This window comes from Loktanella fryxellensis (assembly GCF_900110065.1).
Taxonomy (GTDB): Bacteria; Pseudomonadota; Alphaproteobacteria; order Rhodobacterales; family Rhodobacteraceae; genus Loktanella; species Loktanella fryxellensis.
This window is the reverse complement of sequence record NZ_FOCI01000005.1, coordinates 17,633-43,214: the sequence shown is the minus strand read 5'-3', so window position 1 is coordinate 43,214 and position 25,582 is coordinate 17,633. Positions and strand designations below refer to the sequence as shown.

Below are 25,582 nucleotides of genomic sequence, written 5' to 3'. Positions count from 1 at the left end.
TCTTTTGCGACCGATGCATTGGTCGAAGCGATTCGACAGGGGCATGTGCTGAGGGCCGCCTGATTGGACGCATGTCATGGTGGTGACCGGTCAGACTGCGCGATGCACCGCGTTCCGGCAAGCCGCCCACCTACCGTCCCACACACCCGACTGTCGTCCCTGCGACCCGCCCTGACCCAAATCCGGCCCGCCACGGGTCATGGCGGTTCGTGCGATCCGATCCGCAGGCTGCGACCCGGACGGCCCGCCTCAGTCGGTCGAGGCGCGGCGCAGCAGGGCGACCGCGTCACCGGCGCTCAGCAGTGATTCGCGCACTTCGTAGTCGTGGTGATGCCGGTGTCCGTGACCGCGGTGCAGGTCGTCGTGCAGATGCGCGGGCAGCGCGGCGCGGGTGCGCGGGTCGATCAGCAGGGATTCCGCGGCGATCCCTTCGGCGTAGATGATCTGGTGCTGGTCGAACAGCAACTGGAAATAATCGACGAACCCACCGTCCTGCTGAAAGACCGTATCGCCGTTGATCAGGTGCCGCACCTTGACCAGCACCTCGTGACGACCAGCCCCCAGCCGGTCCTGTCGCTGATAGACGAACAGGCGGTGGTCCGGCGACAGAACGAGGTCGTTGGCGTTGTGCAGCGCGCCCTTGGCGATGACCACGGGGGCAAAGTCGCCGGTCGCGCGCAAGGTCGTCTCGCCGACCCAGCGCACGGCCTGCGGGCCGTCGTCGCGGGTCAGGACCCGGTCGCCTATGCGGATCGCCTCGATCGGGACCTGCGCGCCGCTGGCCATGGTGATGTGGGTGCCACGGGTGAACGACACGCTGGCGACCTGCGCGAACCGCGTCGTGGCGATCTGCCGGTCGACACCCACCAGCCGGTAGGGGTGATGCGCCAGCAGATGCGCCAGCGGCAGCAGATAGACCGCCTCGACGCCGCCGCCGATCACCTCGACCAGCACCAGCGCCTCGCAGGTCTTGCCGTCGGGGGCCATCAGCGTGATGCAGCAGTCCAGAAACAGGTCGTTGCCCGCCATGCCGACCTGCCCACCGGCGGCGATGCGGAATTGGCCACCCGCAGCGGCCGCCGTCAGGGCAAGCGCAAGGGGGGCCGCATCCGACACCAGCTCATAGGTGTCGTCCAGCACAAGGTCGTCGGCAAAGGTCAACGGATCGCCGAAGGCCACGCCATCGGTCACGGTGAACAGTTCTGCCGGCAGGACATGAACGCTCTGGCTTGGAGGGGCGGGGGCTTGCATCGGTCTCCTACCAGTCGTGTCGGGCGATGGGTCGCAGGTGGCGCGTGACAGACCCGGCACGTCAGCCTATGACCCCAAACCATTGACACGATGTTAAGCAATGTAAAGTTGCGTTCAAGGTTGCGGGAGACACTAATCGCATGGACCTGGGTCTGGAAGGCAAAACCGCGCTGGTCTGCGCGGCATCGCGAGGGTTGGGCGCGGGCTGTGCGCAGGCGCTGGCCGCCGCCGGCGTCGATCTGGTGCTGAATGCCCGTGGTGCAGACGGGCTGGAGCGGTTGGCGCAGGCCCTGCGTGACGCCCACGGCATCCGCGTGACCACCGTCGCCGGCGACGTGACCGACGCCGCCGCGCGGGCCGTGCTGATCGACGCCGCGGCGGGCGTGGACATCCTCGTGACGAATGCGGGTGGCCCGCCGCCGGGGGTCTGGTCCGACTGGGACCGCGACGATTTCATCGCGGCGCTGGATGCCAACATGCTGACCCCCATCGCGCTGATGACGGCGCTGCTGCCGGGGATGATCGACCGTGGCTGGGGGCGGGTGGTCAACATCACCTCCGGGTCGGTCAAGGCACCGATCGCGCAACTGGGCCTGTCGAACAGCGCCCGCGCCGGGCTGACCGGCTATGTCGCAGGCACCGCGCGGCAGGTCGCCCCGCATGGCGTGACGATCAACAACCTGCTGCCGGGCATCCACGCCACCGACCGCGCCGACGCGCTGGACGGCACCGTGGCGCAGGCGCAGGGCATCACCCTGCAACAGGCCCGCGACCAGCGGGCCGCGACGATCCCCGCCCGCCGCTATGGCACGGCAGAGGAGTTCGGCGCCATGTGCGCGTTCCTGTGTTCCACCCACGCGGGCTTCATCGTGGGGCAGAACATCCTGCTGGACGGCGGCGCGATCAACGCCACGCTGTAGGGCGGGGGGGCGTCCTTGCGATGGGCGGGGCCGCCCTTGCGATGGACGTGCCGCATTGCTAGGTGAACTTGCCCGTCCGTTTCCGTCAGGCATCGCCGCAGAGAAGCCCATGCCATCCGTCCCGCGCCTCGAAATCTCGCACATCGCCAAATCCTTCGGTGGACGATCCGTCGTGGACGACGTGAGCCTGTCGATTCTGCCCGGTCAGGTGACGTGCCTGCTGGGGCCATCCGGCTGCGGCAAATCCACCACCCTGCGCATGATCGCCGGGATCGAGGGCCCCGACGCGGGCACGATCCGCGTGGACGGAAGGGTGATCTGCGACGACGGACACGCGACTCCGCCCGAAAAGCGGCCCATCGGGCTGATGTTCCAGGACTTTGCCCTGTTCCCGCATCTGAGCGTGGCCCGCAACGTGGCCTTCGGCATGAAAGGCAGCAAGACGGCGCAGCGGGCCGCCGTCGTCGATCTGCTGGCCAAGGTCGGCATGGGTCGCCACATCGACCGCTATCCGCACGAGCTGTCGGGCGGCGAACAGCAGCGGGTGGCGCTTGCGCGTGCGCTTGCGCCGCGCCCCCGCGTGATGCTGATGGACGAGCCGTTCTCGGGCCTCGATGATCGGCTGCGCGACGAGATCCGCGATCAGACACTCGACGTGCTGAAGGCCGAGGGGACCGCCGTGCTGCTGGTCACCCACGAGCCCGGCGAGGCGATGCGCATGGCCGACGAGATCGCGCTGATGCGCGACGGGCGGATCGTGCAGCGGGGCGCGCCCTACAACATCTACAACACGCCGGTGGACCGGCAGGCGGCGGCTTTTTTCAGCGACATCAACGTGATCGAGGGTACGGTGCGCGGGGCGCTGACGGACACGCCGTTCGGTCAGTTCCTCGCGCCCGGGGTGCCGGACGGCACACGGGTGCAGATCTGCATCCGGCCGCAGCATCTGAAGATCGACTTCGACCGGGCCGGGCGCGGCCCGCTGCCCACGCCCGCCGAAGGCACGGCGGCGCGCGGCATCGTGCAGCGCGCCCGCTTCATGGGGTCGGAATCGCTGGTGGAATTCCGCATGGACCACGACGGCACCATCCTGAAGGCGCAGATCCCGTCCGTCTTCCTGCCGCGTCCCGGCACGCCGCTGTGGATCATGATCCGCCGCGACCGCTGTTTCGTGTTTCCCGTCGCGGCCTAGGGCTGCTGCGGCGCGATCAGGCCGCTGCGACCGGACAGGTCCGCCATGACCGCGTCGCGGGCGGCGGGCGTCATGCGCGACCAGGCCCCGATCTCGTCGATGCTGCGCAGGCAGCCGATGCACAGGCGGCTGGCGCGGTCGATCACGCAGACCTTGGTGCAAGGGCTGACGATGGCGGCCGGCTGCGGCGTGGCGATCGGGCGCTGCGGTTTGGGCAATCCGGTCATGGGTGCGCCGCCATGTGGCGCATCCGGTCCAGCGCACCCTGCAGGATATAGGCGGCGGCGACGTGGTCGATCACCTCGGCCCGGCGCTTGCGCGATGCATCCGCCTCCAGCAGGGCGCGGGTGGCGGCGACGGTGGACAAGCGTTCGTCCCAATACGTGATCGGCAGCGGCGTCAGCTTTTCGAGGTTGCGGGCAAAGGCGCGGGTCGCCTGACAGCGCGGCCCCTCGCTTCCGTCCATGTTCAGCGGCAGGCCCAGCACGAGGCCGGTGATGTGCCGCCGCTCGCACAGCGCCAGCAGCGCCGCGGCGTCGAGGCCGAATTTCTTGCGCCTGATCGTCTCGAACGGGGTCGCCACGCCGCGCATGACGTCGGACACGGCGACACCGATCGTTACGGTCCCCAGATCGAGGCCCGCGAGTGCGCCGTGCGCGGGGACGGCAGCCACGAAATCGCTGACCTCGGGGCAGATCATTCCGTGGCACCCGCTGGTGCCGGGGCGGTCGCCGGTGCAGCCGCGCCGTCCGACACGCCCGCCGATTGCGCCGCCGTCGTCAGAAGCTGCAGTGCGATCGTATCGCCGGCAAAGCTCAGCTGCGCCTCGGCCCAGACCTCGGATGCGGCCTGCGTTTCGCCCAGCACACCGTAGGCGGAGATCAGGCGGGCCCAGTCGCTGGCGGGACCGCCCTGCTGCGCGAGACGGTCGGCGAGCTGGTTGACCATGCCGCCGATCATCGCCTGACGGTCCTCGGGGGCCATGTCCTGCGCCGCCGCGATGTCGTCGACACCCGGTCCGCGCACGGCGGGCGCGGTATAGGTCATGCCCGCTCGCACCGCCGCATCCTCGATCTGCGCGCGGGCCAGTTCGGTGTGGAACGTGCTCGCGTCCCCCTCGACCAGTGGCCGCCAATAGCGGAACGCCACATCGGGCCGCCCGGTCTGGGCAAAGAGCGCGCCGAGATAGTACCGCCCGGCGATCTGGCCGGGGTCCTGCTCGACCAGCCGCATGGCGATCGCCTCGACCTGCGGCGACACGATGCCACCGGCGGCGGCGACCAGCAGGTCGGCCTGACGTTCCAAATCGGCACTGACGACGGTATCGCCCTTCAGGTCAACCACGCGGGCCTGCGCCTGCGCCGCATCGGCATAGTTGCCAAGCCGCGCCTCGTGCAGCGCAAGCAGGGTCCAGCCCTGCAGGTCGTCGGGCCGCGTCGGCACCGTCTGACGCAGTTGTGCGATCATCTGTAGGTACTCGGCAGGCGCTTCGACGGCGGGCGGTGGCGGCGCCGCTGCTTCGAGTGCGGCCTGATCGGGGCGGTTCTCGCGCATGTCCTGGGCCTGGGCCATCCGCGCGGCCAGCGGCTGGTCGGGCTCGCCCGGCGCGCCGAGGCTGCGGTATGTCAGCAGCGCTGCGATCAGCAGAAAGCCCGTGACACCGGCCGCCATGGCCCGATTGGCCCAAATCGGCGCGGCGCGGTCGGTCGTCGCCGTGCGCGACACCGCCAGCAGCCTGCGCGAGATTTCGACCCGCGCCCGTTCCGCCTCGGCGGGGTTGAGCACGCCGCGTTCGATGTCGCGGTCCACCTCTTCCAGCTGGCCCTTGTAGATGGCGATCTGCGGATGGTCTTCGCCACGGTCGGCGGGGCGCAGCAGGGGCGCCAGCAACGTTGTGACCACGCCAAGCGCCATGACGAAGCAGATGATCCAGAACACGCAACATATCCTTCTTGCAGTGGCCTTCTACCTAGCGACGACCGGCTCCGGTTGAAACCCCGGCCGTCGGGTCCAGACCGAGACCGCGACGAGTGATCGCAGCCAGTGCCGCGCGGGACCGGGCCGTCGGCGGGACAGGCGCGGGGGCGTCGGGATTGAATCATTCGGTTTGCATCCCGGGAACAAATGCGTGAACCCGGTGTTCATTCGTCAAACCACAGCAAGCTGGAGGCTGCTTCCATGTCCGATCCGTATACCAACCGTCCCAACACGACCAACAACATCGACAACACCACACCGCCCGCCAAGAAGAGCAGCCCGGTGCTGATGATTGCGGTGATCGTGGTCATCCTCGCCGTTCTGGCGTTCTTCTTCCTCGGCGGCGACGACACGATGGAAACCGTGGTCGATCCGGCCGCAGCCACCGCGCCCGCCGTTGTCGACGATGCCGGTGACACGGCTGCCGACAACGCGGCCGACGCCGCTGCCGGTGCCGCCGATGCGGACAACGATGCAGCTGACGCCGCTGCCGGTGCCGCAGACGCTGCTGGCGAAGCAGCCGCAGACGCGGTGGACGCGACCGGCAATGCCGTCGAGAACGCTGGCGAAGCCATCGACGACGCCGTCACCACCCCGGCCGAGACGGCACCCGCTGCCACCAACTGATCTGGTGTGACGTGACGATTGGGGCCGTCCGATCCTGATGGATCGGGCGGCCCTTTCGTATTCCGGGCCCTGCGCCCTGATCTTGTCCGGGTAGTGGGCGGGGGTTGACGCGGCGGTCATTCGCGCTTCCTTCTGACGGGCGACGCGGCCGCATCCGCTGGCCAGCCGATACCGAAATCAAACGAAAGGGTCACACCATGGCTTTCGAACTTCCCGATCTTCCCTACGCGCACGACGCACTCGCCGCCAAGGGCATGTCCAAGGAAACGCTGGAATATCATCACGATATCCACCACAACGCCTATGTGACCAACGGCAACAAGGCGATTGCCGGGACCCAGTGGGAAGGCAAATCCCTCGAGGACATCATCACCGGCACCTATGACAAGTCTGCTGTCGCGCAGTCAGGCATCTTCAACAACATGAGCCAGTTGTGGAACCACAACGAGTTCTGGAAGATGATGTCGCCCGCCGACACCAAGATGCCGTCCGAGCTGGAAAAGGCGATCACCGACAGCTTCGGGTCGGTCGACAAGTTTAAGGAAGAGTTCGGCGCCGCCGGTGCCGGTCAGTTCGGGTCCGGCTGGGCGTGGCTGGTGAAGGATGCGGACGGCGGCCTGAAGGTCACCAAGACCGAGAACGGCGTCAACCCGCTGTGCTTCGGCCAGACCGCCCTGCTGGGCTGCGACGTGTGGGAGCATTCCTACTACATCGACTTCCGCAACAAGCGTCCTGCCTACATCACCAACTTCCTCGACAACCTCGTGGATTGGGAAAACGTCGCAAGCCGGATGTAATCTGCCCCCGACTGTGCGTATGAAAGGCCCGTGCCCCCGCGCGGGCCTTTTTGCATGTGGACCGCACCGCCATGACCCTGCCGACCCTGCCCGGCCCAGACCAGATCGCCACCGCCGCGGCCAGCATCGCGGGCCGCACCCTGCGCACGCCGGCGCTGGCCCTGACGTCGGACCGCTGGCGCGGCATCCTGCCGGATGCGGCCAGCGTGACGGTGAAACTCGAACTGTTCCAGCAGGCGGGATCGTTCAAGGCCCGTGGCGTACTGCTGGGGATCGAGGCGCTGAGCGCGGCGCAGCGTGCGGCGGGTGTGGTCGCGGCGTCTGGCGGCAACCATGCGCTGGCGGTCAGCTGGGCTGCACAGGCGGCTGGCGTCAGCGCCCGCATCGCCATGCCCGCCACCGTCGATCCGTTGCGCATCGACGGCTGCCGCACCATGGGGGCAGAGGTGACGCTGTGCGCCGACATGCCCGCCGCATTCGCCGAGATGGACCGCGTCGTTGCGCAGGAGGGGCGCGCCATCCTGCACCCCTTCGACGGGGCGCACATGACGCTGGGCGCTGCGGTCTGCGGTGCAGAGTACGCCGCACAGGCGCCGCAGATCGACGTGCTGGTGGTGCCGGTGGGCGGTGGCGGGTTGATCGGCGGGCTGGGGGCGGCATTCAAGGTAGCAAACCCCGGCTGCACCGTCATCGGGGTGGAGCCTGTGGGGGCCGACAGTCTGACGCGCAGTCTGGCCGCAGGCCACCCGGTGGCGCTGGACCGGATCGCCACCATCGCGGACAGCCTGTCGGCACCGCGCGCCATGCCCTATTCGCTGGGGGTCGCAGCACAGGTCGTGGACCGCATGGTGCATGTGACCGACGACCAGATGCGCGCCGCGATGGGGCACTACATGGACGTGCTGCGCCTGATGGCTGAACCCGCCTGTGCGGCGTCGCTTGCGGCCATCTGCGGCCCGCTGCGGGATGATCTGGCGGGGCGGCACGTGGGCATCATCGCCTGCGGATCGAACATTTCGGTGGCGCGGTTTGCCGCCGTCATGGCGGGTTAGGGGGAACAAAGCGCCGCGCATGTCGTTATTTTTCCAATGGAAAGCCAAAGGAGAACGCTTATGTCGACGCTGAAGAACGGCACGTGGATCGTGGTGGCCGACGGAGAGAAGGCCCTGTTCCTGCGCAATGCCACCGATGGCGAGGACCCGCATCTGGAGGTCATCCGCAAGGAAGAGCAGGACAATCCCAAGGACGGCGATCAGGGCACCGACCGCCCCGGTCGCGTCGCGCAGTCGTCCAATGCGGGCGGGTCCGCCTATCAGGAAACCGACTGGCACGATCTGGCCAAGGACCGCTTTGCCGCCGATCTGGCGGACATCCTTTACAAGCAGGCCCACAAGGGCAAGTTCGACAGCCTCGTGCTCGTGGCGAGCCCGCAGGTTCTGGGTGAGTTGCGCAACCAGATGCACAAGGAGGTTTCCGACAAGGTCGTGGGCGAAATTTCAAAGACCCTGACGAACCATCCGCTGGGCGAGATCGAGAGCATCGTGAAGGCCGAACTGGCCGCCTGACGCCCCGCAGGCCGCACACGCGGTGCAGACAGCCGCCCCGTCACTGGGGCGGCTGTTTTGCGTCTTGCATGACCCCGTGTTCGGGCGCAGACCGGGACAGTTCCCTTTCGACTGACCAGACCCATGCTGCTGTCCCCCGGTGCCAAGGGCATCCTCGCGCTCTTGTTCACGTTCTCGGTCTGGGGGCTGTCCTCGCTCTATTACCACCTGCTGGCGCATGTGCCGCCGCTGGTCGTGCTGTGCTATCGCACGCTGGGATCGCTCGCGTTCTTTGCCGGATTGCTGGCGGTGCAGGGACGGCTGGGCGAGGTGGTCGCAGCCTTGCGCACCCCGCGCAAGCTGGTGCTGATCGTGGGCGCCGCGCTGATGATCTCGCTCAACTGGTTCGGGTTCATCTATTCCATCTCGATCGGCAACGCGCTGGAAGCGTCGCTCGGGTATTACATCTTTCCGCTGGTCGCCGTGGGTCTGGGTGCAGTCGTGTTCCGCGAACGGCTGACGCGGGTGCAGGTCGCCGCCGTGGCGCTGGCCGGTTTCGCGGTCGTGCTGTTGACGCTGGGGCTGGGGGTCGCACCGTGGATCGCGCTGGGGCTTGCCACATCCTTTGCCGCTTACGGCGCGCTCAAGAAGGGTCTTGATCTGGGGGGCGTCGTGTCGGTCACGGCAGAGGTGACGGTGCTGGCCCCGTTCGCCGTCCTGTGGCTGATCCATACGGACACGGTGCCGGGGATCGGCACGCTGGGGTGGCACGATCTGGGGCTGCTGGCGTTTTCGGGATTGCTGACGGGGCTGCCGCTGGTGCTCTTCGGCTATGCGGCGCGGCGGGTGCGGTTCTCGACCCTCGGGCTGGTGCAGTATCTGAACCCGACGCTGCAATTCGCCGTTGCGGTGCTGTTTTTCGGCAATGCGCTGACGGTCTGGCACCTGACCGCGTTCCCGCTGATCTGGACGGCGCTGGCGCTGTATTCCGCATCCGCGCTGCATGCGGACCGGGCGGCGCGGCTGGCGCGCGTGCCACTCTGACACTGTGGTTGCGGGGCCATGGTCCCACGCCGCGCCGCGCCGACCCGCTTGCCCCGGTGGCGGAAATCCGCCAGCGTGCCGGTCAGGGATGGCGCAGGTCGTCCCGGCACATGTCCGGGGGGACCTATGGCACACAACGGTGCGCGTCTGGCAGGCGGAGTGGTCGCGGCCATCGTCGTGGCGCTGGGGCTGGTGACGCTGCTGCCGCTGCTGGCCCCGCAGACGGCGGTCGAGGGTGCTGCCGGTGATGCGGCGCCGGGTCAGGTGGCTGCCACGGGTGTTACCCCAGCCGGCACGCCCCCCGCAGCACAGGACGGGTCCGCGACCGCAGATGCAACGCCGGCGGCGGCCGAGGCCGTTGCCGGGCCCGTGGTCGACACCTTTTTGCTGGGGCCGGACGGTGTGGCGGTGATCGCCGGACAGGCGACACCCGGCGCGCGGATCGCGGTGCAACTGGACGGGGCAGAGGTGGCGACCGCCATGGCGGATGCCAATGGTGCCTTTGCCGTGACGGCGCAGATCGCAGCCGCCGATGCGGCGCGCAGCCTGACGTTCAGCGTCGATGGTGCGCCACCGGCGGGCGACATCGTGCTGGTGCAGCCCGGCACCGGTGCGGCAGCTGATACCGCCCCGGTGGTGACGGCGGATGCGGGTGCTGCGGCGACAGGGGATGCGGATGTGGCATCGGACAATGCGGCGGGTGCTGAGGATTTGGGTGATGCCGTGACCGCTGACGCGCAAGGGCAGGCTGGGGCCACTGCTGAGCCGCTTGCTGAGGTGGCCGATGGGGGCGCGCAGGCGGCGGATGCCGAGGGCGCAGGTGGCGGCGCGACTGACACCGCGGTGGCGGGTGCGACCGGGGTTGCGGCGGAGGCTGATGTCGCACCCGAGACTGATTTGACCGGGGCCGACCCCGCAGGCGCAGTCGCGACGACGCCTGATGCACCCGCCGCCGATGTTGCGGCGGACACGGGCACCGTCGTGGCGGTTGACGATGCTGCCGCTGACACCACCGACACAACGATCGCCGAGACAGCCACGGCAGACGCGTCGCCATCCGGCGACACCGCCGCCGCAGCCCCCACGATCGTCGTGGATGCACAAGGCGCGCGCGTCGTGGCGGGGCCGGAGGGCGCGGACCGGCTGGCGCTGGATGCGATCACCTACGACGCCGATGGCGGCGTGCTGCTGGCCGGGCGTGCGCCGGAGCAGGGCCGCGTTCAGATCTATCTGGACAACGCCCCGCTGGTAAGCGGCGCCATCGGTGAGGGCGGCGACTGGCGGCTGACGCTGCCTGCGGTCGATCCGGGCACCTATACTCTGCGCGTCGATCAGCTCTCTGCCGATGGCCGCGTCGTGGCCCGCGTCGAGTCGCCGTTCCGGCGCGAGGTGGCAGCCGACATGGCGGCGCTGGCGCGCAACGACGCCGCTCTGCGGGTGGCGACCGCCGTGGTGCAGCCGGGCAGCACGTTGTGGGCCATCGCCCGCGACGCCTTTGGCGACGGCATGATGTATGTCGCCGTGTTCGAGGCGAACGCAGGCCAGATCCGCAATCCGGACCTGATCTATCCCGGTCAGGTGTTTGTCGTGCCCGATGCGCCGGATGCCGCCACGCGGCCCTAGCACCGCCGTCCGCACCCCAAGCGACCCAACAGGGCGGTGACCCTGCGCCTGCCAGCGATCCCATGCGACGGCGGACCCCACGCACCGCCCCGGGGCTGGCCTTGCCGCGCCATCCCGCCTAGACAGACGCACCCCAGCACGGACCTCGCATGCGATCCCTTGGCCAATCCGACGCGCCCACCGACGAGACATCCCGCCGCGCGGGCTGGACCGTGATCCGCCGCGTCGCCCCCTATCTGTGGCCTGCCGGCGACACCACGGCCAGGACGCGGGTGGTGCTGGCCATCGTCGTGCTGCTGGCGTCCAAGGTCATCGCCGTGGGCACGCCGTTCCTGTACAAAGCCGCCGTCGATGCCCTGTCGGGCGAAGTGCGCGACGACGCGACGCTGATCGCGCTCGGCGCAGTGTGGCTGACCGTCCTTTACGGCGTGTCGCGGCTGGCGACGACGGGCCTGCAACAGTTGCGCGACGTGATCTTCACCCCCGTGGGCCAGCGCGCCCTGCGCACGCTGGCGGGCGAGACGTTCACCCACATCCACCGCCTGTCGATGCGCTATCACATCACGCGCAAGACCGGCGGGCTGAGCCGGATCATCGAGCGCGGCGTGAAGGGCGTGGATTTCCTGCTGCGCTTCCTGCTGTTCTCGATGGGTCCGCTGATCATTGAGCTGCTGATGATCGGCGCCGTGCTCTTTGTCCTGTTCGACGTGTGGTATCTGGTGGCGGTCGTCGTCACCATCGCGGCCTATGTCTGGTTCACGGTCACCGTCACGGAATGGCGGGTCAAGATCCGCCGCGTGATGAACGATCAGGACACCGACGCCAACCAGAAGGCCATCGACAGCCTGCTGAACTTCGAGACGGTGAAGTATTTCGGCGCCGAGGCGCGCGAGGCGCAGCGTTACGATGGCGCGATGCAGCGCTACGAGGCGGCGGCGATCAAGACGAACTATTCGCTGGCGGTACTGAACTTCGGCCAGTCGTCGATCATCACGGCGGGTCTGGTGGTGGTCATGGTGATGGCCGCCATCGGCGTGGCGAACGGCACCATGACGGTGGGCGATTTCGTCATGGTCAACGCCTACATGATCCAGATCACCATGCCGCTGAGCTTCCTCGGGACTGTCTACCGGGAAATCCGTCAGGCGATGATCGACATGGGCGGCATGTTCGACCTGCTGGAACAACCCGCCGAGGTGGTGGACGCCCCCGGCGCGCGGCCCCTGCAGGTGACGGCGGGGCGGGTGCAGTTCAGCGACGTGACCTTTGCCTATGACCCCGCCCGCCCGATCCTGAAGGGCGTGACGCTGGACGTGTTGCCCGGTCAGACGGTCGCCATCGTGGGATCGTCGGGTGCCGGCAAGTCCACCATCGGGCGGATGCTGTTCCGGTTCTACGACGTGACGGGCGGGGCCGTGTCGATCGATGGGCAGGACCTGCGCCACGTCACGCAGGCGTCGCTTCATGCACAGATCGGCGTTGTTCCGCAGGACACCGTGCTGTTCAACGACACCATCCACTACAACATCGCCTATGGCCGACCCGATGCGACCGAGGACGAGGTGCGCGCCGCCGCCCGTGCCGCCAACATCGACGGCTTCATCGCAAGCCTGCCGGACGGCTATCAGACCACGGTGGGCGAACGCGGGCTGAAGCTGTCAGGCGGCGAAAAGCAGCGGGTCGGCATCGCGCGGACACTCCTCAAGAACCCGCCGATCCTGCTCTTGGACGAGGCGACGAGCGCGCTGGACAGCCAGACCGAGGCGGAGATCCAGCGCGAACTGCGCGCCGTGGGGCAAGGGCGCACGGTCATCACAATCGCGCATCGTCTGTCCACCATCCAGGACGCCGACCGCATCGTGGTGCTGGAGGAGGGCAGGATCGTGGAACACGGCACTCATGACCAGTTGCTGGCCCGCGCGGGCCGCTATGCGCAGTTGTGGAACCGCCAGACGCAGGACGACGCGGCTTGAGCGGGCCGGATTATCCCGCCACCCCCGATGGCCGTTATTTCGTGGCCAAGGGGCGGCTGTGGCGCAGGACCGATCCGGGTCTGGACGAGGCTGCGCGGCAACAGGCCGTGAACGCGCTGATGCAGGCGCGCCGCGCCGTGGGACAGGCCACGACGCAAGCCGAGACACGCACCGCCCGCGACGCGGTGGACACCGCCAAGCGCAGGCTTGGCGAACGCGGCCCCGTGTGGTGGGACGACGCCGCACCGGATCAGGGCGGGCGCCACCCCAAGAACACCAGCTATGCCGCGTGGTGGGCGGCCCTCGATCCAGCAGTGCAGGACCGCGGGCTTTAGCTGTGCGTCAGCGCGCAGGTCTGCGGCGCGGGCCGCGCGATTGCGTGGCGGGTGGGATCGGCCTATGCGCGGGTCAACGTTCCACCTGACCGAGGCCGCTGCCATGACCATCCTCCGCATGTCCCTGATCCTTGGGCTGCTGTCCGCCGTCGGCCCCTTTGCCATCGACATGTATCTGCCGGCCATGCCGCAGCTTGCGGCGTCGCTCGGCGTGGACGAGACGGCGGCGCAGCTGACGCTGACCAGCTATTTCATCGCCTTCGGTCTGGCGCAGCTGATCTATGGGCCGTGGTCCGATCAGGCGGGCCGCAAGGTGCCGCTGTTCGCGGGCCTTGCGGTGTTCATCGCAGGCTCTGCCATTTGCGCCGTGGCACCGACCATCGGCTGGCTGGTGGCGGGCAGGGCGGTGCAGGGCATCGGCGGCGCGGTGCTGATGGTCGTGCCGCGCGCGGTGATCCGCGACATGCACACCGGCACGGCGGCGACCAGGATGATGGCGACGGTGATGCTGGTGATCTCGGTCTCTCCCATGCTGGCGCCGCTGGCGGGGGCGGGTCTCATTCAGTTCGGCGACTGGCGTCTGATCTTCTGGGTGCTGTGCGCTGCGGCGGTCGTGGCCGTGCTGATCGCAGGGTTTGCCTTGCCGGAAACGCTGCCGCAGGCCCGCCGCCAGCCCGTCCATGTCGGCACCCTGCTGGCGGGGTCCAAGGTGCTGCTGCGCGACCCGGTGTTCATGGGGCTGACCTTCATCGGCGGCTTCGGCACGGCGAGCTTCTTCGTGTTCATCGCCTCCGCGTCCTTCGTCTATGTGGAACAGTTCGGCCTGTCGCCGACGGGGTTCTCGCTGGCGTTCGCGGTGAATGCGGTGGGCTTCTTTGCCGCCACACAGGCGGCGGGTGCGATGGGCGAGCGGTTCGGCGTCGTCCCCTTGATGCGCTGGGGCGTGATCGGGTTCGCGGTCTTTACCGTGGCGCTGCTGCTTTTGACGCTGGCGGGGTTCGCCACGTTCCTGACCATCGTGGTGATGCTGTTTCTGGCGAATGCGTGTCTCGGCCTCGTGGTGCCGACGACGATGGTCATGGCGCTGGATGCGCATGGCCGCATCGCGGGGCTGGCGTCGTCGCTGGGCGGGACGCTGCAGATGGTGGCGGGCGGCGTGGTGATCGCGCTGACGGGGCTGTTCTTCGACGGCACCGCCCTGCCGATGGTCGCGGCCATCGCGCTGTGCGCGCTCAGCGCGCTGGTGCTGGCGCTGCTGACGTTGGGTCGCGTGGCACGCAGTCAGGCGCAGCCCGTCTGACCGACGCCGTGCCACGGACGACATTCGCCGCCTGCCAAAGGTGGCGGGTCTTGGCAATCACGCCCGCTTCACGTTAGAAGCGGGCGACGACGGCTTTCCCGGGCATTGGGAGCCATTCCCGCGAAGGACGGCCATGAGCAACTCTGACAGCTTCATCGACGAGGTCTCTGACGAGATCCGCCGCGACCGGGTGACGGCCGCGATGCGCCGTTATGGCTGGATCGCGATCCTGCTGGTGGTGCTGCTGGTCGGTGGTGCAGCGTGGACCGAATACACCCGTGCGCGCGATGCACGCGCAGCGCAAGGGGCGGGCGATGCGCTGATGGCGGCGCTGCAGGCCGACGATCCGCAGGACCGTGCCACGGCGCTGGCGGCCCTGCCTCAAGATACGCAGGCTGCGGCCGTCAGCCTGTTGCTGACCGCCGCCACGCAGGAAGAGGCCGGCGATCGCGTTGCCGCGACGGCGACCCTCGATGCGCTGGCGCAGCGGCAGGACGTGCCGGCCATCTATCGCGATCTGGCGGCGTTCAAGGCGACGATGCTGGACGCGGGCGTGGATCCCGTGGCGCGACGCGCCCGGCTGGAACCGCTGGCCGTCGCCGGACAGCCCTTTGCGCTGCTGGCACAGGAACAACTGGCACTGACCGATCTGGCGACCGACGACCGCGACGCGGCGGTGGCGGGTCTGACCGCGATCATCGCGGATGCCGGCGTGACCCCCGCACAGCGCGACCGGGTGCAGACGCTGCTGGTGGCGCTGGAAGTGCCGCTGCCGGACGCAGCCGGTACCGCAGCGGTGACGGACGCCACGGCAGACGCAGCAGCGCCTGCCGATGCAGTGGCACCCGCACCTGCGGCAGCGCCCGAGGTCACGCCCGCACCCGAGGCTGCACCTGCAGCCGAAGCGCCTGCTGCAACTGAAGCGATGCCAATGACTAAAGCTGCTCCGGCGACCGAAGCGGCACCCGCACCGGAAGCGGCACCCGCCACCGAGGCCGCACCCGCATCGGACGCGGCACCCGCGACTGAAGCTGCACCCGCGACGGAAACCACGCCCGCGCCGGAAGCCGCACCCGCACCAGAGGCGGCACCCGCTACGGATGCGACCATCACGCCCGCACCCGCGGCACCGGCCCCCGCGGTCACTGCACCGACCACCGAGGACGGCGCGGCCGCCACGGATGCGCCGCAGCCGCCGGCCACGGCACCCGCAGCCGACGGCCAGACCGTGACCAACCCTTGAAAGGGCGCACCTTGACCTCCAAGACCCTAAGCGTCGGCCTGCTGGCCCTGATGACCCTGTCGGCGTGCGGCGAGGCGGATGTGATCCTGCCCGGCGTGCGTGAAGCGGTGGGCGACACCGCCGCACAGGTCAACCGCGCCGTACCGATCGCGCTGCCCGCGCCGGTGCTGAACGCGGACTGGACCCATCGCGGCGGCACAGCCGACCGCAGCAGCGTCCAGCCGGTCCTTGGGGCGGCGCTGTCACAGGTCTTTGCCGTCGATATCGGCGAAGGCGACAGCCGCGGTGCCCGCATCACGGCCGAACCCGTCGTGGCCGGCGGGATCGTCTATACGCTGGATGCCCGGTCGCGCGTCGTGGCGACAACCACGGGCGGGGCCCCGGTCTGGTCCGCCGACGTGACGCCGGTGACGACGAACCGCGAGGCAGGATCTGGCGGCGGTCTGGCTGTCGGCAATGGCAGGCTCTATGTCTCGACCGGATATGGCACGCTGACGGCGCTGGATGCACGCACGGGTGCCATGGTGTGGACGCAGGATCTGGACGCACCCGGCACGTCGGCCCCGACCGTGGTCGGCGAGCGTGTCTATGTCGTCAGCCGCGACAGTCGCGCCTGGGCGCTGGAGGCTGCCGATGGCCGGATCGCCTATCAGACCAGTGGCGTCGTGTCCGACACGTCCTTCGGCGGCGGTGCAGGACCGGCGGTCAGCGACGATCTGGTGGTGTTCCCCTTCAACTCCGGCGAGGTCGTGGGCCTGTTCCCGCAGGGCGGCATCCCGCGCTGGTCACAGGTCATCAGCGGCGACAGGCCCGGACAGGCGACGGGCAGTTTGACCGACATCAGCGGCGATCCGGTGATCGACGGCCAGACCGTGTATGTCGGCAACTTCACCGGTGTCACGGTGGCATTGGAGGCAGGCACCGGCACCCGTCTGTGGACCGCGCGGGAAGGGGCCAGCGGCCCGGTCTGGCCTGCGGGCGGATCGGTGTTCCTCGTCAACGACCTGAACCAGCTTGTGCGGCTTGATGCGACCACGGGCGAGCCGATCTGGCGCATAGTGCTGCCCGACTTCGTCGATACGGGCACCTTCATCCGGCGCAGCCGCACGGTATTTGCGCATTTCGGGCCGATCATGGCGGGCAACCGGCTGGTCGTGGCGTCCAGCGATGGGCAGCTGCGGTCGTTCGATCCGGTGACGGGCGCGCTGATCGGCGCGGTGCCGCTGCCCGGTGGGGCGGCCTCTGCACCGGCCATTGCGAACGGGATCCTCTATGTCGCCACCAAGGACGGGCAACTGCTGGCTTTCCGTTAGGGTCAAAGCGGTGTAGGACGCGGCCTTGACCTGCCGGAGAGCCTGACATGACATTCACACTTGCCCTCGTGGGCCGACCCAACGTCGGCAAATCCACGCTGTTCAACCGTCTGGTGGGCAAGAAGCTGGCCCTCGTCGACGACACGCCCGGTGTCACCCGCGATCTGCGCGAAGGTCAGGGGCGCATCGCCGACATCCGGTTCACCGTGATCGACACCGCCGGTCTGGAAATGGCCACGGACGAATCGTTGCAGGGCCGCATGCGCAAGCTGACGGAACGCGCCGTGGACATGGCCGACGTGTGCCTGTTCATGATCGACGCCCGTGTCGGCGTGCTGCCCGCCGACCGCGTCTTCGTCGAGATCCTGCGCAAGAAGAATGCCCATGTCATCCTTGCCGCCAACAAGGGCGAGGGCAAGGCCGCAGACGTCACCATCCTGGAGGCCTATGCCCTCGGATTGGGAGAGCCGATCCGCCTGTCCGCCGAGCATGGCGAAGGCATGGGCGAATTGATGGATGTGCTGCGTCCGCTGTCGGAGCAGTTCGAGGAACGCGCGCGGATGGATGCGCCCGAGACGGATGTGGCGGTCGAGGACGACGATCCAGACGCGCCCCGCGTGCCGACCCGCGCGCGGCCCCTGCAGATCGCGGTGGTGGGACGCCCCAATGCGGGCAAATCCACCCTCATCAACAAGATCATCGGCGAGGATCGCCTGCTGACCGGGCCCGAGGCGGGGATCACCCGCGATGCCATCTCGGTCATGACGGAATGGGCGGGCAGCCACGACGCAGAGCCTGTGCCGATGCGGATCTTCGACACGGCGGGCATGCGCAAGAAGGCGCGGATCAGCGAAAAGCTGGAAAAGCTCAGCGTCAGCGACGGTCTGCGCGCGGTGAAGTTCGCCGAGGTCGTCGTCGTGCTGCTGGACGTGGAGATTCCGTTCGAACAGCAGGACCTGCGGATCGCCGATCTGGCCGAGCGCGAGGGCCGCGCGGTGGTGATCGCGGTGAACAAGTGGGACACCGAGGATGACAAGCAGGACAAGCTGCGCGAGCTGAAGGAAGAGTTCACCCGCCTGCTGCCGCAGTTGCGCGGCGCGCCTTTGGTCACCGTGTCGGCCAAGACCGGCAAGGGGCTGGACCGCCTGCAACAGGCGATCATGAAGGCCTATGACGTGTGGAACCGCCGCGTAACCACGGCGCAGTTGAACCGCTGGCTGACGGGGATGCTGGAACAGCACCCGCCACCCGCGCCGGGCGGCAAGCGGATCAAGATGCGTTATGCCACACAGGTCAAGACGCGGCCGCCGGGATTCGTCGTGATGACGACGCATCCCGATCAGGTGCCCGAAAGCTACAAGCGCTATCTGGTCAACGGGTTGCGGGATGATTTCGACATGCCGGGTGCGCCGATCAGGCTGACCCTGCGCGATCAGGGGGACAAGAACCCCTACAAGGATCGCAAGTCATCGCAGCCGTCACGCCTGAGCAAGCACAAGAAGGCCCCCGGCAGCGACCGCTGACGGGGTCAGGCGTTGCGCGGGGCCCAGACGGCCATGACGCACAGCAGGATCACGATGCCGGTGATGGCCAGCGACGTCACGACGAAATTCGTCGTGCCGTTGGTCACGCAGATCGCCACCAGCGCCCAGATCACGGCGCCTACGTAGATCGGCGATGGCGTCCGGGCGTAGGTCGCAATGGTCACGGCCAGCGCGCCGATCACGCCGACGATGGCCCAGCCATAGCCGTCCAGCAGGATGCCGTAGCCCGCCAGCGTCACGCCCAGCGACACGAAGGTCGCGGCCGTCAGCCAACCGGCATAGAGTGCGACAGGAGCACGCAGCCACCAGCGCCGGACGGTCGGTGCCCGGTCGAGCGCCACCAGAGCGCCGCCCAGCATGATGACGATGGTCACGCTCGCCCAGACGGCGCTGATCTGTGCGATAATCAGCCACGGGATGCCTGCACCCAGACTGATGCACAGCGGAACCCTTGCGCGGTCCCATTCCGGATCGTCAGGCCTGCGCAGATACCCGTAGATCGCAGAGGCCACGAGCCAGAGGTAGATCGGCCCCCAGATGGCGAAGGCATAGCCCGCCGGCTGGATCGGCGGGTCGATCTGCGGCACCGGCAACTGGTCGGACGCAAAGCCTGCGAAATCCCCGCTGACCAGCGGGGCTGCGGCGAAGGCGAGCGTGACGACCAGCGTCAATGTGGCGAGGGTTTTGTTCATACGCACCAACGCCACATGACACGGTTCGGTTCACCGCCAAACTAGATTAGTTCACCTGTTGCCGTAATCGTGCTGCGCCCGCCCAGATAGGGATGCAGGACGGCGGGCAGGACGACGCTGCCATCCGCCTGCTGGCCATTCTCCAGCACCGCGATCAGGCAGCGGCCCACGGCCAGACCCGACCCGTTCAGGGTGTGCACGAACTCCGGCTTGCCGCCGGCCGCAGGCTTGTAGCGGGCGTTCATCCGCCGCGCCTGATAGGCGCCACAGGTCGAGATGCTGCTGATCTCGCGGTAGGTGTCCTGACCGGGCAGCCACACCTCGAGGTCGGTGGTGCGCACCGCCGAGGCCCCCATGTCGCCCGCGCACAGCAGCATCGTGCGGTAGGGCAGCTCCAGCGCGTCGAGGATGGCCTCGGCGCACCCCGTCATCCGGAGGTGCTCCGCGTCGCTGTCCTGCGGTGCGGTGATGCTGACCATCTCGACCTTTTCGAACTGGTGCTGGCGCAACATGCCGCTGGTATCGCGACCCGCCGACCCGGCTTCCGACCGGAAGCACTGGGTGTGGGCGACGTGGCGGCGGGGCAGGGTGGCCTCGTCCACGACGTCGCCGTGCACGAGGTTGGTCAGCGTCACCTCTGCGGTGGGGATCAGCCACCAGCCGGTGGTGGTCTGATAGCTGTCCTCGCCGAACTTGGGCAGTTGCCCGGTGCCCAGCATCATCTCTTCGCGCACGAGGACCGGCGTGATCGTCTCGGTCAGCCCATGCTTGTCCACGTGGGTGTCCAGCATGAACTGCGCCAGCGCACGGTGCAGCCGGGCCATCGCGCCGGTCAGCACGACGAAACGCGATCCCGACAGCTTGGCCCCGGCGGCGAAGTCCATGCCCGCGCGGGCGGCGGGGATGTCGAAATGCTCGAGCGGGGCGAAGTCGAAAGTCCGGGGTGTGCCCGTGCGCTTCTGCTCGACGTTGCCCGCCTCGTTCGCGCCGTCCGGCACGTCGGCGGCTGGCAGGTTGGGGATGCCCAGCAGCAGATCGTTGAGCTGCGTGTCCAGATCGCGGGCGCGGTCGGTCAGGGTGGCGGTCCGCGCCTTGCCCTCGGTCATCAGGGTGCGCAGGCGGTTGAACTCTGCGTCGTCGCCGTTCGCGCGCGCACGGCCCGCGTCCTTGGCGGCCTGATTGGCCTCTGCGGTGGCCGCCTCTGCGGCCATGATCGCGCGGCGGCGGTCCATGTCGAGGGCGATGATCGTGTCCGCCATCGGGGCCAGGTTGCGGCGGGCCAGTGCGGCGTCGAACGCCTCCGGCGTCTCGCGGATCATACGGATGTCGTGCATGGCGGGCGGTCCTGAGGCTGCGGGTCGGTTGGTGGCGGGTATGCACCATCGCCGCAGGGCGTTCCAGTGGGCACCGCCTCTGGCGCAGATGTGACCCGACGCGGGGCCCACGGCGCCGCCATGCATTGACGCGGGCAGGCTTCGTCGCGATATGGCTGGCAGGGTACGGGTGGAGCGGTTGCCAATGCGGCACCTCAGACCTACTGTGCCGCGATCGCGACTGAAACTGCGACGGGGGCCGTCCAGCCCCTAGCTTGAACACCACCGGACGATGCGTCCGCCACCGGAAGGAACGACCATGCAGGGTGCCGAATCCCTTATTCTGATGCTGATCATCTTCGGGATCATGTATTTCCTGTTGATCCGCCCCCAGCAGAAGAAGCTGAAGGACCATCAGGCCATGGTCGCGGCCCTTCGGCGCGGGGATCGTGTCGTCACACAGGGCGGCATTCTGGGCAAGGTCACGGCGGTGAACGAGGCCGAGAAGGAAGTCGAGGTCGAGATTGCGACCGGCGTGAAGGTTCGCGTGGTGCGTGCCACCATCGCCACCGTGCTGACCAAGACCGAACCGGCGCAGTAAGCCTCTCCTTCACGTCGTCAAAGGGGTCGCCCGATGTACACCGTCTCTCCCATGAAGCAGATCGCGATCTGGCTGGCCGTCGCCATCGGTCTGGCCTTTGCGCTGCCGAATGCCTTCTATTCAAGGGTCGAAGTGCACAATGACGCGGTGGCCCAGGGGATCGACGACACGTCGTGGCCCGCCTTCCTGCCCAGCGGTCTGGTGAACCTCGGCCTCGACCTGCGGGGCGGGGCGCATCTGCTGGCCGAGGTGCAGGTCGGCGACGTCTACGAGACGATCATGGAGGCTACCTGGCCCGCCGTGCGCGATGCGCTGGCGGCAGAGCGTGACACGGTCGGTTTCGTGACGCGCGAGCCGAGCCCTGCGGACGAGCTGATCGTGCGCATCTCGGAGCCTGCGGGTGCCGCGCGGGCGCTGGAGATCGCGCGCGGTCTGGCGCGGCCGATCACGTCGCTGACGGGTGCGGGGTCTACCGACATCGAGGTGACGGGCAACGGCCCGCTGCTGACGATCCGGCTGTCCGAGGCCGAACGCGCCGCCGTGGACGACCGCACGATGGAACAGAGCCTCGAGATCATCCGCCGCCGCATCGACGAGGTCGGCACCCGCGAGCCGACGATCCAGCGGCAGGGCGAGGACCGCATCCTCGTGCAGGTCCCCGGCGTCGGATCCGCGCAGGAGATCAAGAATATCATCGGGACCACGGCGCAGCTGACGTTCCAGCCGGTGCTGGGGCGCGCGTCCGGTGCCGATCAGGTGCCCGCCGCCGGGCAGGAGGTTCTGCCCAGCCTCGATCAGGAGGGTGTGTTCTTCCTCCTCGACACGGCGCCTGTCGTGACCGGCGAACAGCTCGTGGATGCGCAGCCGGCCTTCGACGAATTCAGCCGCCCCGCCGTGAACTTCCGCTTCAACGTGTCGGGCGCGCGGGCATTCGGCGACTACACGCTGGACAACATCGGCCAGCCGTTCGCCATCGTGCTGGACGAACAGGTGATTAGCGCCCCCACGATCCAAAGCCACATTCCCGGCGGGTCGGGCATCATCACCGGCGACTTCACGGTCGAGGAATCGACCAACCTTGCCGTCCTTCTGCGCGCAGGGGCCCTGCCTGCAGAGCTGACCTTCCTCGAGGAACGGACCATCGGCCCGCAACTGGGGCAGGACAGCATCGACGCTGGCACGCTGGCGGCCATCGTGGCGGGCGTGCTGGTCGTGGGCTTCATGGTGCTGTGCTATGGCCTGTTCGGCATCTTTGCCAGCGTGGCGCTGGCCATCAACATCGCGCTGATCTTCTCCGGCCTGTCGCTGCTGGGAGCCACGCTGACGCTGCCCGGAATCGCGGGCATCGTGCTGACCGTCGGCATGGCGGTGGACGCCAACGTGCTGGTGTTCGAGCGCATCCGAGAGGAATTGCGCGTCACGAAGATCCCGGCGCGCGCCATCAACGCAGGCTACGACCGCGCCCTGTCGGCCATCACGGACGGCAACGTGACCACCATCATGGTGGCCTGCATCCTGTTCTACTTCGGCTCCGGTCCGGTGCGCGGCTTCGCCGTGACGCTGGCGCTGGGGACGCTGATTTCGGTCTTTACCGCGTTGATGGTGACGCGGTCGCAGATCGACCTGTGGGTGGCGCTGCGCCGCCCCAAAACCATCGAGGTCTGAACCCATGGCATTCCGTCTGCGACTGGTCCCCGAAAAGACCAACATCAACTTCTTCGGTTATGCCGGGATCACGTTCGGCGGATCGGTGGTGCTCTTGGTGCTGTCGGTCGTGGCCGTGCTGACACTCGGTCTGAACTTCGGCATCGACTTTCGCGGTGGCACGACGATCCGTACCGAAAGCAGCCAGCCGCTGGACGTGGGCGCCTACCGGACTGCGCTTGTGCCGCTCAATCTGGGCGACGTGGCGATCACCGAGGTGTTCGATCCCGGCTTCGGCCCGGACCGCAACGTGGCCGAGGTGCGGCTGCAGGCGCAAGGCGAGGACGAGAGCATCTCTCAGGCCACCATCGACAGCATGCTCAGCGCTTTGCAGGCTGTCGATCCCGCGGTGACGTTCGAATCGGTCGAAAGCGTCGGTCCCAAGGTGTCGGGCGAATTGATCTGGTCGGCGGCGGCGTCGGTCCTGCTGGCGATGGGCGGCATCCTGATCTACGTCTGGGTGCGGTTCGAGTGGCAGTTCGCCTTAGGCGGCCTCGTGGCACTCGCTCACGACGTGGGCCTGACGCTGGGCCTGTGGGCCGTGTTGCAGTTGAAGTTCGACCTGACCATCATCGCGGCGCTGCTGACGATCTTGGGCTATTCGATCAACGATTCCGTTGTCGTGTTCGACCGCGTCCGCGAAAATCTGCGCAAGTTCAATGTCATGCCGCTGGTCGAGGTCTTGAACCTGTCGGCCAACGAAACCCTGTCGCGCACGATCATGACGGCGGGCACCACGCTATTGGCGCTGACCGCGCTGCTGATCTTCGGCGGCGACGTGATCCGTGGATTTGTTTTCGCGATGACGTGGGGCGTGATCGTCGGCACCTATTCGTCCGTCTATATCGCCAAGAATGTGGTGCTGATGCTGGGGGTCAAGCGCGACTGGTCCAAGACGGATCCCCGCACCGTCGGCCGCTATGCGGACGTGGAGACGAAGTGACATGCGCCTGACCGAGATCACCTACGACAATGCGCGCCCGGTGGACGGCTATGGCCCCGGGTTCTTTCGCATCGGCGGTCAGGTGATCGACGGGCCGGTAACGGTCATGCCATCGGGCATCGCGCCGTGGGGCGGATACGACGACACGGCGGCGCTGATCGCCGCCGCCGACAAGGTGGACGTCGTTTTCGTAGGCACGGGGGCCGAGATCGCCCATGTGCCGCCCGCGTTCCGTAAGGCGTTGGAGGTTGCGGGTATGGGGGTCGAGACCATGTCGTCGCCTGCCGCGTGCCGCACCTACAACGTGCTGCTGAGCGAGGGGCGACGTGTCGCCCTTGCGCTGATTCCGGTGTGACGGCGCTTCTTTCCGTCCGCGACCTGCGCTGCGCCCGTGGCGGCGTGCCGGTGCTGGAACGGGTCAGCTTCGATCTGGCTGTGGGGCAGGCGCTGATCCTGCGGGGGCCCAACGGGGTCGGCAAGACAACACTGCTGCGCACGCTGGCGGGCCTGCAACCGGCCCTGTCTGGCGAGGTCATCTGCGCCGAGGGCGTCACAGCCTATGCCAGCCACGCGGACGGGATCAAGACGGCGCTGACAGTTGCGGAAAACCTCAGCTTCTGGGCGCAGGTTCACGACCGCACGGTGCCCGACAGCGTCTATGCCACCTTCGATCTGCTGGCGCTGCGTGACCGCGCCGCCGGCACCCTTTCGGCGGGGCAGAAGCGCCGCGTCGGTCTGGCGCGGCTCGCGGTGATCGGGCGTCCGGTGCTGTTTCTGGACGAACCCACGGTCAGTCTGGATGCGTTTTCCGTCGCCATGTTTGCGGGCTGGATGCGCGACGTGCATCTGGCGGGCGGCGGCTGCGCGGTGATCGCGACGCATATCGATTTGCAGATCGACGCGCCGACGCTGGACCTGACCCCCTTCGTGGCGGCGGCGGATGCGGACGGCGGGTCCGACGCGGATTTCCTGTGAAGGCGCTGCTGTGGCGCGATCTGGCGCTGGCGGTGCGGGCGGGGGGCGGCTTTGGCCTTGGCCTTGCGTTCTTTCTGATCGTGGTGGTGCTGGTGCCCTTCGGCGTCGGTCCCGACCGCACGATCCTGTCGGCCATCGCACCGGGCATCCTGTGGGTCGCGGCGCTGCTGGCGGCGCTGCTGTCGCTCGACCGCATCTTCGCGCTGGATTACGAGGATGGGGCGCTGGCCCTGCTGGCGACGGCCCCCGTGCCACTGGAAGGCGTGGCGCTGGTCAAGGCGCTGGCGCACTGGATCACCACGGGCCTGCCGCTGACGCTGGTGGCGCCGCTGCTGGGCTTCTTTCTGAACATGGACCCGGCGGCCTACGCCTATATGTTCGCGAGCCTCGCCCTTGGCACACCGGCGCTGTCTGTGATCGGCAGCTTCGGTGCGGCGCTGACCGTTGGCCTGCGCCGGGGTGGCTTGCTGCTGTCGCTGCTGGTCCTGCCGCTCTATGTGCCGACGCTGATCTTCGGGGCAGAGGCGGTGCGCCGCGGCGTCGATCAGACCGGGGCGGCAGCCCCCTTGATGCTGGTCGGCGCGATCAGCCTTGGGTGCATCGCGCTGCTGCCGTTTGCCGCAGCGGCGGTCCTGCGCATCAATCTGCGGTGATGCGGGATTGAGAGCCGC

At 68.2% G+C, this 25,582-nt stretch carries 26 protein-coding genes; 20 read left to right on the top strand and 6 right to left on the bottom strand.

Features of this window, described 5'->3' with window-relative positions; all coding sequences use genetic code 11:
• Nucleotides 1-249: 249 nt before the first annotated feature.
• The gene (locus BMX16_RS05420) at nucleotides 250-1,251 is read right to left on the bottom strand and encodes a Hint domain-containing protein (RefSeq protein WP_089899910.1); all 1,002 of its coding nucleotides are present in this window, start codon (nucleotides 1,249-1,251) and stop codon (nucleotides 250-252) included.
• Between the two features lie 140 nt (nucleotides 1,252-1,391).
• Between BMX16_RS05420 and BMX16_RS05415 the strand changes: the two genes are divergently transcribed.
• The gene (locus BMX16_RS05415) at nucleotides 1,392-2,171 is read left to right on the top strand and encodes an SDR family oxidoreductase (protein WP_089899907.1); all 780 of its coding nucleotides are present in this window, start codon (nucleotides 1,392-1,394) and stop codon (nucleotides 2,169-2,171) included.
• Nucleotides 2,172-2,280: 109 nt separating this feature from the next.
• Nucleotides 2,281-3,363, top strand: a complete 1,083-nt coding sequence (locus BMX16_RS05410; RefSeq protein ID WP_089899904.1) for an ABC transporter ATP-binding protein — start codon at nucleotides 2,281-2,283, stop codon at nucleotides 3,361-3,363.
• On the opposite strand, the gene BMX16_RS05405 is transcribed toward BMX16_RS05410, so the two are convergent.
• The 3 genes from BMX16_RS05405 to ccmI are packed head-to-tail and all read right to left on the bottom strand — an operon-like array spanning nucleotide 3,360 to nucleotide 5,301.
• Complete coding sequence (locus tag BMX16_RS05405) at nucleotides 3,360-3,590, bottom strand: DUF1289 domain-containing protein (protein ID WP_089899886.1); 231 nt, start codon at nucleotides 3,588-3,590, stop codon at nucleotides 3,360-3,362. The two genes, BMX16_RS05410 and BMX16_RS05405, sit on opposite strands and share 4 nt — an antisense overlap.
• A complete protein-coding gene (gene ruvX / locus BMX16_RS05400; RefSeq protein ID WP_089899883.1) occupies nucleotides 3,587-4,063 on the bottom strand; it encodes a Holliday junction resolvase RuvX in 477 nt (158 codons plus the stop codon). Before ruvX ends, BMX16_RS05405 begins: the two co-directional genes overlap by 4 nt.
• Entirely contained in the window at nucleotides 4,060-5,301 is a 1,242-nt protein-coding gene (gene ccmI, locus BMX16_RS05395) for a c-type cytochrome biogenesis protein CcmI (protein ID WP_245731355.1), read from the bottom strand. The genes ruvX and ccmI overlap by 4 nt, the downstream gene beginning before the upstream one ends.
• A 240-nt stretch (nucleotides 5,302-5,541) precedes the next feature.
• Here ccmI and BMX16_RS05390 point away from each other — a divergent pair, with 240 nt between their 5' ends.
• From BMX16_RS05390 to der, 12 genes are all read left to right on the top strand, one after another.
• Complete coding sequence (locus tag BMX16_RS05390; protein WP_089899880.1) at nucleotides 5,542-5,967, top strand: hypothetical protein; 426 nt, start codon at nucleotides 5,542-5,544, stop codon at nucleotides 5,965-5,967.
• A gap of 197 nt (nucleotides 5,968-6,164) precedes the next feature.
• Complete coding sequence (locus tag BMX16_RS05385) at nucleotides 6,165-6,764, top strand: superoxide dismutase (protein WP_089899877.1); 600 nt, start codon at nucleotides 6,165-6,167, stop codon at nucleotides 6,762-6,764.
• A 71-nt stretch (nucleotides 6,765-6,835) separates the two neighbouring features.
• Nucleotides 6,836-7,816: a threonine ammonia-lyase gene (locus tag BMX16_RS05380; protein WP_089900234.1), complete on the top strand. Its 981-nt coding sequence runs from the start codon at nucleotides 6,836-6,838 to the stop codon at nucleotides 7,814-7,816.
• A gap of 60 nt (nucleotides 7,817-7,876) precedes the next feature.
• A complete protein-coding gene (locus BMX16_RS05375) occupies nucleotides 7,877-8,329 on the top strand; it encodes a host attachment family protein (protein ID WP_089899874.1) in 453 nt (150 codons plus the stop codon).
• A 123-nt stretch (nucleotides 8,330-8,452) separates the two neighbouring features.
• Nucleotides 8,453-9,352, top strand: a complete 900-nt coding sequence (rarD, locus tag BMX16_RS05370) for an EamA family transporter RarD (RefSeq protein ID WP_089899870.1) — start codon at nucleotides 8,453-8,455, stop codon at nucleotides 9,350-9,352.
• A 126-nt stretch (nucleotides 9,353-9,478) separates the two neighbouring features.
• Entirely contained in the window at nucleotides 9,479-10,975 is a 1,497-nt protein-coding gene (locus tag BMX16_RS05365; protein WP_143057997.1) for a LysM peptidoglycan-binding domain-containing protein, read from the top strand.
• Nucleotides 10,976-11,124: 149 nt separating this feature from the next.
• On the top strand, nucleotides 11,125-12,948 hold the full coding sequence (locus BMX16_RS05360; protein WP_089899864.1) for an ABCB family ABC transporter ATP-binding protein/permease: 1,824 nt from the start codon (nucleotides 11,125-11,127) through the stop codon (nucleotides 12,946-12,948).
• Nucleotides 12,945-13,283, top strand: coding sequence for a hypothetical protein (locus tag BMX16_RS05355; RefSeq protein WP_089899861.1), 339 nt, complete (start codon nucleotides 12,945-12,947; stop codon nucleotides 13,281-13,283). The genes BMX16_RS05360 and BMX16_RS05355 overlap by 4 nt, the downstream gene beginning before the upstream one ends.
• A gap of 103 nt (nucleotides 13,284-13,386) precedes the next feature.
• Nucleotides 13,387-14,583 carry a multidrug effflux MFS transporter gene (locus tag BMX16_RS05350; RefSeq protein ID WP_218139832.1) on the top strand — a complete coding sequence of 399 codons (1,197 nt, stop codon included), beginning with the start codon at nucleotides 13,387-13,389 and terminating at the stop codon, nucleotides 14,581-14,583.
• A 133-nt stretch (nucleotides 14,584-14,716) separates the two neighbouring features.
• Entirely contained in the window at nucleotides 14,717-15,826 is a 1,110-nt protein-coding gene (locus BMX16_RS17565) for a hypothetical protein (protein ID WP_177174573.1), read from the top strand.
• Between the two features lie 11 nt (nucleotides 15,827-15,837).
• Nucleotides 15,838-17,139, top strand: a complete 1,302-nt coding sequence (locus BMX16_RS05340; protein ID WP_245731352.1) for a PQQ-like beta-propeller repeat protein — start codon at nucleotides 15,838-15,840, stop codon at nucleotides 17,137-17,139.
• Between the two features lie 47 nt (nucleotides 17,140-17,186).
• On the top strand, nucleotides 17,187-18,662 hold the full coding sequence (der, locus tag BMX16_RS05335; protein ID WP_089899858.1) for a ribosome biogenesis GTPase Der: 1,476 nt from the start codon (nucleotides 17,187-17,189) through the stop codon (nucleotides 18,660-18,662).
• A gap of 5 nt (nucleotides 18,663-18,667) precedes the next feature.
• On the opposite strand, the gene BMX16_RS05330 is transcribed toward der, so the two are convergent.
• Together BMX16_RS05330 and serS are read right to left on the bottom strand one after the other, a co-directional pair.
• Nucleotides 18,668-19,375: a hypothetical protein gene (locus BMX16_RS05330; protein ID WP_089899855.1), complete on the bottom strand. Its 708-nt coding sequence runs from the start codon at nucleotides 19,373-19,375 to the stop codon at nucleotides 18,668-18,670.
• Nucleotides 19,376-19,416: 41 nt separating this feature from the next.
• Complete coding sequence (serS, locus tag BMX16_RS05325; protein WP_089899852.1) at nucleotides 19,417-20,709, bottom strand: serine--tRNA ligase; 1,293 nt, start codon at nucleotides 20,707-20,709, stop codon at nucleotides 19,417-19,419.
• Between the two features lie 298 nt (nucleotides 20,710-21,007).
• Here serS and yajC point away from each other — a divergent pair, with 298 nt between their 5' ends.
• From yajC to ccmB, 6 genes are read left to right on the top strand one after another with little or no spacing between them, the layout of a single operon-like run.
• Complete coding sequence (yajC, locus tag BMX16_RS05320; protein WP_089899848.1) at nucleotides 21,008-21,289, top strand: preprotein translocase subunit YajC; 282 nt, start codon at nucleotides 21,008-21,010, stop codon at nucleotides 21,287-21,289.
• A 33-nt stretch (nucleotides 21,290-21,322) separates the two neighbouring features.
• Complete coding sequence (secD, locus tag BMX16_RS05315) at nucleotides 21,323-22,954, top strand: protein translocase subunit SecD (RefSeq protein WP_089899844.1); 1,632 nt, start codon at nucleotides 21,323-21,325, stop codon at nucleotides 22,952-22,954.
• A 4-nt stretch (nucleotides 22,955-22,958) separates the two neighbouring features.
• Nucleotides 22,959-23,936, top strand: coding sequence for a protein translocase subunit SecF (gene secF, locus BMX16_RS05310; RefSeq protein WP_089899840.1), 978 nt, complete (start codon nucleotides 22,959-22,961; stop codon nucleotides 23,934-23,936).
• A 1-nt stretch (nucleotide 23,937) separates the two neighbouring features.
• On the top strand, nucleotides 23,938-24,291 hold the full coding sequence (locus BMX16_RS05305) for an Mth938-like domain-containing protein (protein WP_089899837.1): 354 nt from the start codon (nucleotides 23,938-23,940) through the stop codon (nucleotides 24,289-24,291).
• A complete protein-coding gene (gene ccmA / locus BMX16_RS05300) occupies nucleotides 24,288-24,911 on the top strand; it encodes a heme ABC exporter ATP-binding protein CcmA (RefSeq protein WP_089899834.1) in 624 nt (207 codons plus the stop codon). The genes BMX16_RS05305 and ccmA overlap by 4 nt, the downstream gene beginning before the upstream one ends.
• Complete coding sequence (ccmB, locus tag BMX16_RS05295; RefSeq protein ID WP_089899831.1) at nucleotides 24,908-25,564, top strand: heme exporter protein CcmB; 657 nt, start codon at nucleotides 24,908-24,910, stop codon at nucleotides 25,562-25,564. Before ccmA ends, ccmB begins: the two co-directional genes overlap by 4 nt.
• Nucleotides 25,565-25,582 lie beyond the last annotated feature (18 nt).

Coding starts and splice junctions, on each gene's coding strand:
- BMX16_RS05420 (WP_089899910.1), bottom strand. CDS start 1,251: ATGCAAGCCCCCGCCCCTCCAAGCCAGAGCGTTCATGTCCTGCCGGCA.
- BMX16_RS05415 (WP_089899907.1), top strand. CDS start 1,392: ATGGACCTGGGTCTGGAAGGCAAAACCGCGCTGGTCTGCGCGGCATCG.
- BMX16_RS05410 (WP_089899904.1), top strand. CDS start 2,281: ATGCCATCCGTCCCGCGCCTCGAAATCTCGCACATCGCCAAATCCTTC.
- BMX16_RS05405 (WP_089899886.1), bottom strand. CDS start 3,590: ATGACCGGATTGCCCAAACCGCAGCGCCCGATCGCCACGCCGCAGCCG.
- ruvX (WP_089899883.1), bottom strand. CDS start 4,063: ATGATCTGCCCCGAGGTCAGCGATTTCGTGGCTGCCGTCCCCGCGCAC.
- BMX16_RS05390 (WP_089899880.1), top strand. CDS start 5,542: ATGTCCGATCCGTATACCAACCGTCCCAACACGACCAACAACATCGAC.
- BMX16_RS05385 (WP_089899877.1), top strand. CDS start 6,165: ATGGCTTTCGAACTTCCCGATCTTCCCTACGCGCACGACGCACTCGCC.
- BMX16_RS05380 (WP_089900234.1), top strand. CDS start 6,836: ATGACCCTGCCGACCCTGCCCGGCCCAGACCAGATCGCCACCGCCGCG.
- BMX16_RS05375 (WP_089899874.1), top strand. CDS start 7,877: ATGTCGACGCTGAAGAACGGCACGTGGATCGTGGTGGCCGACGGAGAG.
- rarD (WP_089899870.1), top strand. CDS start 8,453: ATGCTGCTGTCCCCCGGTGCCAAGGGCATCCTCGCGCTCTTGTTCACG.
- BMX16_RS05365 (WP_143057997.1), top strand. CDS start 9,479: ATGGCACACAACGGTGCGCGTCTGGCAGGCGGAGTGGTCGCGGCCATC.
- BMX16_RS05360 (WP_089899864.1), top strand. CDS start 11,125: ATGCGATCCCTTGGCCAATCCGACGCGCCCACCGACGAGACATCCCGC.
- BMX16_RS05350 (WP_218139832.1), top strand. CDS start 13,387: ATGACCATCCTCCGCATGTCCCTGATCCTTGGGCTGCTGTCCGCCGTC.
- BMX16_RS17565 (WP_177174573.1), top strand. CDS start 14,717: ATGAGCAACTCTGACAGCTTCATCGACGAGGTCTCTGACGAGATCCGC.
- der (WP_089899858.1), top strand. CDS start 17,187: ATGACATTCACACTTGCCCTCGTGGGCCGACCCAACGTCGGCAAATCC.
- BMX16_RS05330 (WP_089899855.1), bottom strand. CDS start 19,375: ATGAACAAAACCCTCGCCACATTGACGCTGGTCGTCACGCTCGCCTTC.
- serS (WP_089899852.1), bottom strand. CDS start 20,709: ATGCACGACATCCGTATGATCCGCGAGACGCCGGAGGCGTTCGACGCC.
- yajC (WP_089899848.1), top strand. CDS start 21,008: ATGCAGGGTGCCGAATCCCTTATTCTGATGCTGATCATCTTCGGGATC.
- secD (WP_089899844.1), top strand. CDS start 21,323: ATGTACACCGTCTCTCCCATGAAGCAGATCGCGATCTGGCTGGCCGTC.
- secF (WP_089899840.1), top strand. CDS start 22,959: ATGGCATTCCGTCTGCGACTGGTCCCCGAAAAGACCAACATCAACTTC.
- BMX16_RS05305 (WP_089899837.1), top strand. CDS start 23,938: ATGCGCCTGACCGAGATCACCTACGACAATGCGCGCCCGGTGGACGGC.